The organism is Methyloceanibacter marginalis (assembly GCF_001723295.1).
In the GTDB taxonomy this organism is placed as follows: Bacteria; Pseudomonadota; Alphaproteobacteria; order Rhizobiales; family Methyloligellaceae; genus Methyloceanibacter; species Methyloceanibacter marginalis.
In genome coordinates this window covers 1-12,137 of the sequence record NZ_LPWD01000070.1, presented here as the reverse complement: position 1 = coordinate 12,137, position 12,137 = coordinate 1, and the positions used below count along the sequence as shown (strand labels likewise).

At 62.6% G+C, this 12,137-nt stretch carries 16 protein-coding genes; 8 read left to right on the top strand and 8 right to left on the bottom strand.

What is annotated here, in order from left to right:
* Positions 1-312 (bottom strand): hypothetical protein (locus tag AUC71_RS03420; RefSeq protein ID WP_141701416.1); only part of this gene is annotated, 312 nt, incomplete at its 3' end.
* A gap of 273 nt (positions 313-585) precedes the next feature.
* Here AUC71_RS03420 and AUC71_RS03415 point away from each other — a divergent pair.
* Positions 586-1,074: a transporter substrate-binding domain-containing protein gene (locus AUC71_RS03415; protein ID WP_141701415.1), complete on the top strand. Its 489-nt coding sequence runs from the start codon at positions 586-588 to the stop codon at positions 1,072-1,074.
* A 70-nt stretch (positions 1,075-1,144) separates the two neighbouring features.
* Positions 1,145-1,384: a type 2 periplasmic-binding domain-containing protein gene (locus AUC71_RS17315; RefSeq protein WP_425283347.1), complete on the top strand. Its 240-nt coding sequence runs from the start codon at positions 1,145-1,147 to the stop codon at positions 1,382-1,384.
* Here AUC71_RS17315 and AUC71_RS03410 read toward each other — a convergent pair.
* The 3 genes from AUC71_RS03410 to AUC71_RS03400 all read right to left on the bottom strand — a co-directional run bounded on the left by AUC71_RS03410 (position 1,302) and on the right by AUC71_RS03400 (position 4,140).
* Positions 1,302-2,246: a sterol desaturase family protein gene (locus AUC71_RS03410; RefSeq protein WP_069623146.1), complete on the bottom strand. Its 945-nt coding sequence runs from the start codon at positions 2,244-2,246 to the stop codon at positions 1,302-1,304. The two genes, AUC71_RS17315 and AUC71_RS03410, sit on opposite strands and share 83 nt — an antisense overlap.
* A gap of 171 nt (positions 2,247-2,417) precedes the next feature.
* Positions 2,418-3,068: an HdeD family acid-resistance protein gene (locus tag AUC71_RS03405; protein ID WP_083238039.1), complete on the bottom strand. Its 651-nt coding sequence runs from the start codon at positions 3,066-3,068 to the stop codon at positions 2,418-2,420.
* Positions 3,037-4,140 carry a LysR family transcriptional regulator gene (locus AUC71_RS03400; RefSeq protein WP_342021786.1) on the bottom strand — a complete coding sequence of 368 codons (1,104 nt, stop codon included), beginning with the start codon at positions 4,138-4,140 and terminating at the stop codon, positions 3,037-3,039. The genes AUC71_RS03405 and AUC71_RS03400 overlap by 32 nt, the downstream gene beginning before the upstream one ends.
* Before the next feature lie 104 nt (positions 4,141-4,244).
* Between AUC71_RS03400 and AUC71_RS03395 the strand changes: the two genes are divergently transcribed.
* Complete coding sequence (locus AUC71_RS03395; RefSeq protein WP_141701414.1) at positions 4,245-4,907, top strand: NADPH-dependent F420 reductase; 663 nt, start codon at positions 4,245-4,247, stop codon at positions 4,905-4,907.
* Between the two features lie 825 nt (positions 4,908-5,732).
* Complete coding sequence (locus AUC71_RS03385) at positions 5,733-6,563, top strand: hypothetical protein (protein ID WP_141701412.1); 831 nt, start codon at positions 5,733-5,735, stop codon at positions 6,561-6,563.
* A gap of 4 nt (positions 6,564-6,567) precedes the next feature.
* Here the strand turns inward: AUC71_RS03385 and AUC71_RS03380 are convergent, their stop codons facing one another.
* Positions 6,568-6,846, bottom strand: a complete 279-nt coding sequence (locus AUC71_RS03380; RefSeq protein WP_069623141.1) for a hypothetical protein — start codon at positions 6,844-6,846, stop codon at positions 6,568-6,570.
* A gap of 125 nt (positions 6,847-6,971) precedes the next feature.
* A complete protein-coding gene (locus AUC71_RS03375; protein ID WP_069623140.1) occupies positions 6,972-7,385 on the bottom strand; it encodes a tellurite resistance TerB family protein in 414 nt (137 codons plus the stop codon).
* A 169-nt stretch (positions 7,386-7,554) separates the two neighbouring features.
* Between AUC71_RS03375 and AUC71_RS03370 the strand changes: the two genes are divergently transcribed.
* The 4 genes from AUC71_RS03370 (at position 7,555) to AUC71_RS03355 (ending at position 10,823) form a co-directional block, all read left to right on the top strand.
* Positions 7,555-9,162: a lysine--tRNA ligase gene (locus tag AUC71_RS03370; RefSeq protein WP_069623139.1), complete on the top strand. Its 1,608-nt coding sequence runs from the start codon at positions 7,555-7,557 to the stop codon at positions 9,160-9,162.
* Positions 9,163-9,423: 261 nt separating this feature from the next.
* The gene (locus tag AUC71_RS03365) at positions 9,424-9,810 is read left to right on the top strand and encodes a hypothetical protein (RefSeq protein ID WP_069623138.1); all 387 of its coding nucleotides are present in this window, start codon (positions 9,424-9,426) and stop codon (positions 9,808-9,810) included.
* Positions 9,811-10,011: 201 nt separating this feature from the next.
* Complete coding sequence (locus AUC71_RS03360; protein WP_141701410.1) at positions 10,012-10,401, top strand: hypothetical protein; 390 nt, start codon at positions 10,012-10,014, stop codon at positions 10,399-10,401.
* A 128-nt stretch (positions 10,402-10,529) separates the two neighbouring features.
* Complete coding sequence (locus AUC71_RS03355; protein ID WP_141701409.1) at positions 10,530-10,823, top strand: hypothetical protein; 294 nt, start codon at positions 10,530-10,532, stop codon at positions 10,821-10,823.
* Position 10,824: 1 nt separating this feature from the next.
* Here the strand turns inward: AUC71_RS03355 and AUC71_RS03350 are convergent, their stop codons facing one another.
* Entirely contained in the window at positions 10,825-11,490 is a 666-nt protein-coding gene (locus AUC71_RS03350) for a thermonuclease family protein (RefSeq protein WP_069623135.1), read from the bottom strand.
* 46 nt (positions 11,491-11,536) lie between these two features.
* Positions 11,537-12,137: S24 family peptidase (locus tag AUC71_RS03345; protein WP_069623134.1), on the bottom strand; the 601-nt coding region annotated here is incomplete at its 5' end.

Below are 12,137 nucleotides of genomic sequence, written 5' to 3'. Positions count from 1 at the left end.
CAGGTCACTGACGGCGGACTTGCCTTGGCGGGAAGTATGGCGTCCTGCGCCGTGACTTGCGCCTTGAAGGGAGTCCCGCCGCTTCAGCCAGGCGCGGTAGTAGTCGTCCTCGGTCAGCCAGCCATTGGCGACCAACGCTTGGTGGGGATGGACGCCCCACCGGTCCGCCAGCACGCAAGCATGCGACAAGGTCGCCGCGTTGACATGGCGCCCCAAGAGAAAGTCGTACTCCGCCTCGGCAGGACGCTGCGCGTCCACGCCAGGACGTCGGCCCGGCGAAAGCGCCGCGCGAGACTCGACAACAAGCGACACGGGAATGCCCCCAAGAACGCAGCCGGAAGTATTCTTCCTTATTTTGAGCGAGACGCAATATTCCTTCGGGATCGGAAGCTGAAGAGTGTCTTATACAAGTAAAAAGCGCCGAACCCACAAACACAACTATAACGAGTACATTCCCGCTGGCCGTGCCCGCAAAGCCGCGCTAAGAGGGAACACCGACACGACGCGGCCTGGTGATTTCTCGATGACAAGACGTTTGCCTGTCTGGCTTGCCGTACTGGCTTTCGCGGGCGCTGCTTGGCGCCGTTGAGCGTCCACGCCCAAGAGCCCAAGCCCGGGCCAAAGCCCATCGTGCCGGACAATTGGCAGGGCGACGCGCTTCGGCCTAAGCCGGACATGAAGGGGATCGAGACAATCCGCTTCATCACCGACTCCGACTATCCACCGTTCCATTATTACGACGAGGTGGGCGCACTAACCGGCTTCAACGTCGATCTCGCGCAAGCCATTTGTGAGGTCCTTGAGGTCGAGTGCCAGATCAAGGCCACCAATTGGAACGATCTGATTCCGACCTTGGATCGTGGTGAGGCGGATGCGGCCATCGCTTCCATTCGTATCACGGCCGAAGCCCTGCAGCCGCCGACTTCACCTCCCGCTATTACGCGACGCCCGCGCGCTTTGCGGCGCGCAAGGACAGCGAGCTTGACGACATCCGGCCCGAGACGGTTGAGGGTCTCAAGGTCGGCGTGGCCAAGGATACCGGCCACGAGCCTATCTCAAAAAGTACTTTCCTGAGGCGGCCATCGCCACCTTCGATACGAGCGAGGACGCGCAGAAGGCCCTGAAGGATGGCGCTATCGATCTCGTGTTCGGCGACGGCATCACGCTCACCTTTTGGCTCAACGGCGTGACCAGCGAGTCGTGTTGCGAGTTTCGCGGCGGACCTTATCTCGATTCAAGCTTTTTCGGAGAGGGCGTCGGCATCGCGGTGAAGAAGGGCAACCGCAAGCTCGCCGAGATTCTCACCTATGGGCTCGAGCAGGTTCATGCCAGCGGCCGCTACGAAGAGCTGTTCCTGCGCTATTTCCCCATGAATTTCTTCTAGGCCCGCTTGCTTGGCGTGCCCTTCGGCGGCCGGAGCCCGGGCTCGGAGCTTCGTTTCGAAACGGGAGCCACAAGCTCCAGCCGAAGCGAGTCGGCTCCTCGCTCTGATAGGGGGTAAGCCCGATCGTCATGCCTTGATGGCCGCCTTCGGGCTGAGCCGTATAGGTCCGGAACAGCCGGTCCCACACCGAAAGATTGAAGCCGTAATTGGAATCGTGCTCGCGCCGCTGCACCGAGTGATGCACGCGATGCATGTCCGGCGTCACCACGAAGATGCGGATCACGCGGTCGACCCAGCCCGGCAGGTCGATATTGGCGTGATTGAACATCGCGCAACCATTGAGGATGACCTCGAACAAGAACACCGCCAGCGGCGACGCGCCGAGCGGCACCACGACGATGATCTTCCACAACATGGAAAGCGCGATCTCGACCGGGTGAAAGCGCACGGCCGTGGTTACGTCGATGTCACGATCGGCGTGATGCACTTTGTGCAGGCGCCACAGGATCGGGATCTTGTGGGAGGCGAGGTGCTGCGCCCAGATGGCAAGATCGAGTGCGACCAGTGCGAGGACGATTTTCACCCATTCCGGCCAGGCCACGTTGTTCAAAAGACCAATGCCGTTCTCCTGCGCGTACAAAGCAGCGGCCACGGCGGCGACCGGCACGGCGAGCGCCGCCATGAGGCGCAACAGCACGCTGGCGACGACGCTGATCCCGACATTGGTGAGCCAGCGCCGCCCCTTCGAGACGATGAGCGTACGCTTGGGCAAAGCGAGTTCGACCAGCGCCATCAGCAGAAAGATACCCGCGAAGACGCCAAGCCGGACCGCCGTGTCGTTGGGGCCTAAGAGATTGTCCATGTCACAGATATAGGCGCTGCTTTGAGGTCCGTCAGTGTGGCGCGCCCCCGCGGACAAGCCAACTGCCACGGCATCACAACAGCGAGACCGGCCTGATCGCGATCAGGGGAGCTAAAAGGGGCGGTGCCGAGAAGCACCGCCCCTTAGGAACGTCGGAGATCGCTTTGCGCCTCAGGCCTTTTTCGCCGCGGCCCGAACGGACTTCTTTGCCGGCGCCCGGGTGGTGGAGCGCACGGCGGGTTTCTTGGTCTCCCGTTCCTCCTTCTTGCCGTGAAGCTGGAAGGCGAGGACCAGCAGCATGACGCCGAACAAGATGGCATAAGCGCCGAGCCACCAAGTGAGCACGACCGCGCCCACGACCGGCGCGATGAGCAGTACCGATGCCGAAGACCGAGCGATGCCGCCAAGCGCCAGCCACCAACGCCCGTGGTCGATCTTCAAGGTGAGGGCCGCGGTCAGCATCAATGCGCCGGAGATAACGGCCCACACGGCGATGAGGATGACGAAGGCCACGGTGGTGATCGCGGGCCACACGAATGCGATCACGCCGGCGGCGAGATCGACGACGCCTTCGAGGATCAGCAGACCCCAGCGTTCCCCGTTCCGCGCGGCCTTGATGCCGGAGGCGATGGCAAGCACGCCGTCCACCAGCATGTAAGCCGAGAATAGGAGAATGAGTGCCAGAATCGCGGCTGACGGAACCAAAAGACAGATCAGGCCGAAGGCGACGCCGAGCAGGCCGCGCAAGCCCACCGCCCACCAGCTATCGGCCAAGACCTCGCTCAGCGCGTCATGCCGCTCCATTGATGTGGTTGCAGCCATGAAGGGCCTCCTTCGGGGTTATGGGGAAACTCTCGGTGCGTCGGCCTCGTGCAAAACCAATCCGCGCAGATGTTGAAACCAAAATAAAGCGGCCGCGCCGTGAAATCCGAAGTTGTCCACACCCCCAGTCTCGCGCGTCACAGTTCCAGGCTGTCCTCGGATACGAGCGCTGAGAGCGTCTGTCGCAGCCAGTAGTGGCCGGGATCTGGTCGAAGCTCGCATGCCATAGCAGCGAGATGGTGAAGCTCGGCAGATCGATCGGCACGGGGCTCGTGGCCAGACCGAACGCGTCCGAAAAGTAGCGCGCGAGCCGAGACGGCATAGTGGTGATGACGCGCGCGCGGCGCACTACGAAGGGAACGGCGAGAAATCCTGGCGTGGTCATGACGATGCTGCGGCGAAGCTTGTGCTTGACGAGCGCCTCATCGACGGCGCCGCGGGCATCGTCGGCGAGGCTCGTCAGGAGATGGGGCCAGCGCAAATAGTCTTGCAGCGAAAGCGGCGGCGTGAGGCCGAGTTGCTCGCTGCTGAACAGGCAGAGGAAGCTGTCGGTGTAGAGCTGACGGCGCTTGTGATGGTTTTGGCCTTGATCGAACACGCCGATGCCGAGATCGAGATTGCCGGTGTCGAGCTCCTCCAGGATGCTCATGCGGTTCGTTGAACGCAGTCTCAGCGAGACGCCCGGCGCCTCGTGTTGCAGGCGGTCGATGAGAGCGGGAATAACGGCGACCTCGATGGAGTCGGCGAGCCCGATCCGGAACACCCGGTCCGCAGTTGCCGGATCGAACGCCTCGCGCTGAAGTACAGTTGATTGGATTTGCCCCAACGTCATCCGCACTGGGTCGACGAGCGCCATCGCCCTGGGCGTGGGGCGCATGCCTTCCGCGCTGCGCGTCAGAAGCTCGTCGCCGAACAGGCTGCGTAGGCGCGCCAGATTATGGCTCATGGCCGATTGGCCGAGGCCCACGCGGGCCGCGGCTCGCGTGACGCTCCGTTCGGTCAAGAGGGCGTCGAACGCGACGAGCAGGTTGAGGTCCAGCCTGCTTAAATTGGCATGATCGATACTCATCATCGATCCTATCGATTGGATTAATGCTAGTGGAGCCCCCATGTTGATTGCAAGAGCAAACCGGACCCAGATTCCGGATTAACGAAAAGAAGAGAGTGGGCGAGGAAATGAGGATCGCCATCCTTGGCGCGGGACGCGTGGGAGCGTCTCTAGGCGCCGCACTCAAGGCCAAAGGCCACATCGTTGTTTTCGGTGCACGCGAGCCGAAAGTCTCGGCGGGCTTTGTTACCAAAACCATCGATGGCGCCATATTGAGCGCGGATGCGGTTATCCTCGCCACGCCCTGGACGGCGGCCGAGGCGCTTGTTTGCGAGCACGCCCCGGCCCTCGCTGGAAAGATCGTCATCGACGCAACCAATCCGCTCAACGCCAACGCGACGCGCCTGGCGCTCGGCTTCGACACGTCGGGCGCCGAGGTGCTGCAAAGCCAGGCGCGGCACGCAACCTTCTTCAAGGCGTTCAACGTCGTGGGCCCGGCCGCCATGGCAAGCCCGCGCTATCCGCAAGGGATCGCCGCCGCGTTCGTGGCGGGCCCAAGCGGCGCGCAAAAGGACGTGGTGATGGGGCTGGTGAGGGATGTCGGTTTCGACGCGGTGGACGTGGGCGAGCTTCGGGCCGCGCGCCTGCTTGAGCCTTTGAGCATGCTGCTGATGCACCTTGAGAAAACCGGCGAGAAGGGCCGCGATCTGGCCTTGGTCCTTGGCTCCCGGACGACCAGACAGGCCAAGCCTTGCCCCGTCGTGAGCATGGAGGCGCGCGAGGCCGGCTGAGAATTTCCCCGCGGGCCGATCTGGCGGCCACTCCAGACTCTGCGGGCGAACGAGTGAAAGACGAGACCCAGGAGATGCGCCGGACTAAAGGACTCCTCGCGCGGCGAAAATCGCTCCCTAGCGGCGTATAGTGCGAGGCCCCGGCCGCCCTTCTGCTCCGCGAGTGGGAAGGCGGCCGGACATTCGGCAGGGTTCAGATCACCCATTGGGGCGGTAACCTTTTGTTATGGTTAACGCTCCGGCCATTAAATCGCCACGAAACGCTTGAAAATCATGATGTTTCCCGTAAGGCGCGAGCCTCGCGGGCGTTAACCATATGTGTCTGTTTCGTCAGCACTCAGGGGCCTGGGGGAGGAAGCTGATGACATGCGTACCGTCGCGCATTAGCGCTCGCCGCTATTGGCGTTCTCAGCTTTGTGCTGCCTTCCGCCGCTCAATCCGGTGCGGTTTCGGTCGCGCCGAAGAGCAGCTCTATTTCCAAGACCGCAATCTCACCGCAACGGCTCAGCCCTCCGGAAGTGCCCGTGATGCAGGCGTCCACCGAGGATAAGGCCGCGCGCGAGGATACTGCGCCCGCCACGCCGCAGCCGGTCGCAGCCCCCCAGTCGGTCACCACGCAACGGATCACTCCGGACGCGATCGCGCCGAGCAAGACCGCGCCGCAGCCCGTCTCCGCCCGCCCCGACCCTGAGCACACCTGCCCATGCGCCGGCGGCGCAAGCCGCCCCGCAATCGGATTTCAGCTCCGCCGAGCGGCTGCTCGATTGGATCTCCAACTACCGCGACCATCCCCAGCTTTGGAAAGTGCCCGCATCGGTGCATGCCATGCTCGACTACGGCCTGTTCAAAGACGAGGAGCAGCGCTGGTTCTGCATCGGCTTCATCGCCGGCGTGCTCGGCACCAATCCGAACGACGGTCCGAAGCTCGTCACCCAGATGTTCCCGATGCCCGACAAGGAGCAAGAGGTCATCATCCGGGCAATCGCTTATTCGGGTCGCCCCGACTGGCGGGCGCTTCTTGAGAATAACGCTGCGAAGATGCCGCTTCGCAAGCCGCTGATAGACGACTTCCTTGAGGAGCGGCGTCCGAGGCTGCAAGACCTCGCGTTGGATGTCGGCGGCGCGCCGGGCATCTACGCGCATTGGGGCTACTACGTGGCGACGGGCCAGCACGAGCCGGTCATGCGCATCATGGAAGCTCTGAAATGGTCCAAGGATAAGGAGGAGAGCGGCTTCGCCTTCAGCAAGATCTTCTCAGGCTGGGGATCCGATGGCGGCATCGAGAAGGTGACCACCGGCGGGACGGCCAAATGGACGCTTGCATCCTACGCCGAGCGCGACCGCGAGCTGATCGGCCTTTATCGCGCCGAGTATCCGAACCAGCCGCCTGAGGTGGCCAAGCCGCTGAAGGATGTCATCGAGGCGGCGGAGCTGTTCGAGGCCGAAAGCATCCGGAAGGACCAGTTCGGTGCCATCGAGGATGCGCAGCAAAGGCAGATGACGGCGGATGCCGGCATGTCGAAAGGCATGACCGCAGGGTCAATCGCCATCGCCACCGGCTGCGTTGCTGCGACCGCTCTCGGTCAGGCGCAGATCGCCATACCTTGCGTGATCGGCGGCGCGCTCTATACCGGCGCAGCCAAGCTCGCTCACTAGGCGACTATTTGCTGCTGCGGCTTATGAGAAAGCCGATCACCACGCCGAACCCGAGCGTCAGCAGCAGCGACGCGGCAAGGTTATCCTTCATCACGTCCTCTGCGTCATGCGCCGTCGCGGATGCGAAGTCCCGGGCGCGCCCATACGAATGACTGGCGCTTTTTCCGGCGTCTTGCGTCAGGTCCTGCACGTAGCCGCGCAGCGTATCGAGTTGGTCGTAGAGATCGCTGACGTCGAAATCCCTTCCGAACCTGGACGTCTTGCGTTCAGCCAAGCCCCACATGTGTGGTCCTCCTAAGAATTGAGCACGCAGCCGCACAGGCTTGCGTTGAAACCTATCTTATCAGGAACAGCGAAAGGGGCGCGTCGGTTCCGTGGCGCACCGTTCGCAAATGGTAAAATCAGGCTCTAAAGCACCGTGTTGCGCGCACGGATTCCGCGTTCGATGGCCGTGGTGGTGAGTTTGTCGAGCTCCAGGCTGTCGGCGAGCATTTGTAGGAATCGTGTCTCTTCGGCTTTGACGTCGAGGTCGGCCGCGGCGACTTCAAGCGCCACGGCATAGGCCGTCTCATGCAGTTTTTTGGGCAGGGTGCTTCGCAGGAGTTCCAAAACCAGCTCAAGACCGTTATCGGCGCTCAAGATTTTCGCCGCAGGCTGGGACGCTGGGATGAGCTTGTTCGCGTCATAGGCGTCGAAAATCGGCAGGTGGGAGACGATCTCGCCGATACGAGCAAGCTCGGCGTCGGTCATGGTGCGGTCTACGGCCGACACTGTGACCATCGCGTAGATCAGCGCATCGAGATGGTCGATTGGCGCAGTCATAGGCTCTCCACCCCCTCTTTCCCTGTTGGCTCGAAGCGGCGCGACGGTAGGAAATTGCAGGTTTCCGGGCAAGCACCGAGTGGGGTAAGGGCGGAAATACTGGCGCGCCGTAGAAAACTGTGAAATTTGTCGGGCCGCGAGCCCTTCTAGACCAAGCGAAATCCCACCGATGGCTTCCCCGCCCAGCGCCAAGATTGAGATCAACTCCGAACTTCTCGCCCACGCCCATGTCAGCAAGGCGTGGCCGTTCGAGGAGGCGCGGAAGGTGTTGAGCCGGCTCAAGCGGATCCCGCAGCCAACCGGCCCCATCATCTTCGAGACCGGCTACGGGCCCTCGGGGCTGCCGCATATCGGGACCTTCGGCGAGGTCGCGCGCACTACGATGGTGCGCCATGCCTTCCGCGTCCTCACCGAGGACAAGGTGCCGACGAGGCTCATCTGCTTCTCCGATGACATGGACGGCTTGCGCAAGGTCCCGGACAACATCCCCAACAAGGCGATGGTCGAGCAGCATCTCGGCAAGCCCCTGACCCAGGTGCCGGACCCGTTCGGCGAGCATCCGAGCTTTGGCCAGCACAACAACGCGCGGCTGAAGTCCTTTCTCGATACGTTCGGCTTCGACTACGAGTTTTTGTCTGCGACCCAGTGCTACACGTCCGGCCGGTTCGACGCGACCTTGCTCAAGGTGCTCGAGCATTACGATGAGATACGCGACGTTATCTTGCCGACGCTGGGGCCGGAACGCCGCGCCACTTATAGCCCCTTCCTGCCGATCTCGCCGGAGACGGGCAAAGTGCTGCAAGTGCCGATCATCGACCGCGATCTTGCCGCGGGCTCGATCGTCTACAAGGATCCCGACTCCGGAAAGCTCACCCAGGTCGCCGTCACGCGCGGGCATTGCAAGCTGCAGTGGAAGGCGACTTGGGCCATGCGCTGGGCCGCACTCGGCATCGATTACGAGATGGCGGGCAAGGACCTGATCGACTCGGTGCGCTTATCGGGCCGCATTTGCCGCATCCTCGGCCGCCAGCAGCCGGAAGGGTTCAACTACGAACTGTTCCTCGACGAGAATGGCGAGAAGATCTCCAAGTCGCGCGGCAACGGTCTAACCATCGAGGAATGGCTGACCTATGCCTCGCCTGAGAGCCTCGCGCTCTACATGTATCAAAGCCCGAAAAAGGCGAAGCGGCTCTATTTCGATGTCATCCCGCGCGCGGTCGATGAGTATGTCGGTCATCTCGCAGCCTACCCCAAGGAGGAGCAGGCGGCGAAGCTGATGAATCCTGTGTGGCACGTTCACGAGGGCAATCCGCCGCAAGCCGATTTGCCCATCAGCTTTGCGCTTCTTCTCAACCTGGCCTCCGCGTCCAATTCCGAAGATCGCCAAGTGTTATGGGGCTTCATTCAGCGCTACATGCCGGACGCCACGCCGGAAGGGCACCCTCTGCTCGATGAACTCGTGGGATACGCGATTCGCTATTTCCACGATTTCGTGAAGCCGTCGAAGCAGTATCGCACGCCGACCGAGAAGGAGCGCGCAGCGCTTGCTGATCTCGACAAGCGACTCGCGGCGTTCCCCGAAAAAGTTCTCGCCGAAGAGATCCAGAACGAGGTTTATGCGGTCGGCAAGGAGCACGGCTTCGAGCCGTTGCGTGACTGGTTTCAGGCGCTCTATCAGGTGTTGCTTGGCCAGAGCCAAGGTCCGCGCTTTGGCTCTTTTGTCGAACTCTACGGCATTCCCGAAACTCGCGCTCTCATCGCCAAGGCGCTTAAGTAGCGAAGGCCGGTAGCGCACATAAAAGCGCTCAAGTAGGGCGAAGCCCGGTAGCGCATATAAAATGCGCTCAAGGTGCGAAGCGCGTAGCGCGGCGGTCCGCTCGGGCTGCCTATCAATCAATCAAAAATTCGGAACAAAGCCCGCGAGGCTTGCGTTTCTTCAACTAAGAGCCGCGGGAGATTTGCTTCCGCGACGGTTCAAACGAGCCCGAGGAAATCCCAAGGAGACAATGTTATGCGAGTCACAACCCTGACTGCCGTCATGCTTTTGACGAGTGCGACCTATGCGTTCGCAGGACCCGGTGCGGAGCCGCCGGAAGGGTCTCAGGATCCGGAGGCGTCGGGGCGTCCCGGCAAAGTCTTGAGCGAAGCCGAGTGCACAAAGGCTTGGGAGACAGCCGGGCCTGACGGCGATACGCTGTCCAAAGACAAGGCCACGCCGTTCATTTTGAACTTCCAAATGGTCGACTCGTCCAAGGATGCCAAGATTTCCGCCGAGGAGTGGAAAGACGGCTGCGCCAAGGGCTGGGTAAGTGCCGATGCGGCCACCGAGCAGGACATGGAAGGCACGCCGGCCGATCCGATGGAGTCTTCGGACGACATGAAAAAGTCGTCGGATGACATGAAGGACTCCTCGGACAAGATGTAGTCGGGCGAGACCATTTTACCCGCCAGAAGAACGGCCCCGGTTTCGGGGCCGTTTTTTTGTGAGACCACCGAAACGATCAGCGCCCGCATGCATTGACTCAGTGTGAAGGGGCTCGCTAGCCCCTGAGAAGCGCCGCGTTCTGCGGTGCATCCCGCAATCCGTTGCGGGAAGCAAAGTATCCAACGAGAAGGAGGAATTCCCATGAACAAGTTTCTTCCCATCACAGCAGTTGCACTGATGTGTTCCACCGGCCTGGCCCTCGCGGTCGACAACCCTTCGGGTCGTCCGGGTAAGGTTCTGGACAAGGATCAGTGCCAGCAGACCTGGAACGATGCGGGACCGGACGGCGAGACGCTGTCTGAGGCGAAGGCCGCCCCGTACATCCTGAACTTCAAGCGGGTCGACACCTCCAACGACCGGAAGATCTCCCAGGACGAATGGATGGCCGGCTGTAACAAGGGTTGGGTCAGCGCCGACGCGCGTGACGTAACGCCGAAGAACGATCCGGCCAGCGGCGATAGCGAGTCGAACGCCATGAAGTCCAAGGACAAGGACTCCAAGGATCACATGGACAAGAGCTCGTACCAGTAGGCGTAGCGAGCTTTGAGCGGCGGCCCCGATTTTCGGGGCCGCTTCTTTATGCGCGGGGGAACCGGCGAGCCGCGAAGGGGGTTCTCCAACCGAGGTCGTGAAAGACCCCGACACGGAGGATGCCCGAGATGACCCATTACAACCTGACAACTGCTGTTGCCGTCGCCGCCCTGACGTTCGGCATTGCCGGGCCGAGGCTCGCGCCTGATGAAGTAGCCCCGGCGCTATCGGAGAGCGACATCGTCGTCGCCATGGACGAGACAGCGACGGATGAGGACTCCGACTCTGCAAAGATGGACAAGGACGCCGCGGCCGAAACCGGCGGCGCGGAGGAAACCTCCGACACCGACACCAAGAAGGTCGATCAGCCCGAACGCCAGGACGACGGCACGATGGACGGCGCCGGCGAGGAGTCGCAGTAGGCTAGCGCCAGACGCCGATCTTCTTCTTGCGTGCGGCGTCTGCTGCTTTGGCGAGTTTCGGCTCCGTCGGCGCCGCAGGTTTTGCCCAGCCTTGCGCGACCATCCATGTGGAGAGGTCGGTGCCGGCCAGCGTGCAGCGCGCCGTCACCGAACTCAGCTTGCCCATAGCGGGCACCTTGCACACGACTGCGCGCCCCCGGATCAGCCGCGTAAGCGCCACTTGCGCGCTCTTGCCACAAGACCATTTCCGTCCCTTCGCATCCTTGCAGGTCTCATCCGCCGCGTAGGCATCGATGCCCTCGAGCGTAATGACGATGTCACCGCGCGTCTCAAGCGTGCCGCCATCGCGGACGACTACGCGGTAAAAGCGCGTCGCCTTGAGTTTCTTCGGGCCTTGTGCCGGCTCCAGCGCGAGCGCGGCTGTTTTGTCCTCGTCGGCAGGCCCCGCCGCTTCATCCGTGGGCGGTGCCTGTATCGCCTTCGCTGGAGCCGGCTTTTTCGCCGGGGGGTCGTCGTCCGGCAGGGGCGTGGTGAAGAGCCGTCCCTGATGGCCGCTCGGCGGCGGCTCCACCATTTTCACCACCTCCGTGTCGCCGCCGAAGGGCCAGAGGTACCAGATCAGCGCGAGGCCGACCAAAGCGGTGAGAAGGCGCGAGGCGAACGACATGGGACCTTACATTAGAGGAGATGCTTGGCGGCATTAAGGACGGCTCCTACTGGCTTGCCCAGATAATGCGCGCAATCCACTCGATCCGCTCCACGGGGAAGACCAGGTTGGGGTGTGCGGGGTTCAGCGAGGCGAGTTCGATCGTTTTGGCCGTTCGCCGCACCAGCACCTTGGCCATCACTTCGCCGTCGATCGTGCGCAGCACCACGCGGTCGCCTTTGCGCGGCGCGGCGTTGGGCGAGACGATCAGGACATCCCCGTCCCGGTAGAGCGGCGCCATGCTGTCGCCTGTGACTTCGAGCGCGTAGGCGTTCTCGTCGTCCACGCGGGGAAAGCGGATTTGGTCCCAGCCGCCGCCCACCGGAAAGCCGCCGTCATCGAAGAAGCCGCCGCCGCCGGCTTGCGTCATGCCAATGAGCGGGATCGGCTGGGCCGGGTTGCGTTGGCGCGGCTCGGCGGTGATCAAAGCCGTAAAGTCGTCGAAGGAGGCGCCGGTGGCTCCCAGCACCTTGGCGATGCTCTCGGTGGTCGGCCAGCGCGGGCGCCCTTCGCCGGTCACGCGTTTTGATTTGTTGAAGGCTGTGGGGTCCAGCCCGGCGCGTTTGGCAAGTCCCGAGGCGGACAGGCCATAGCGGCGCGCAAGGGCG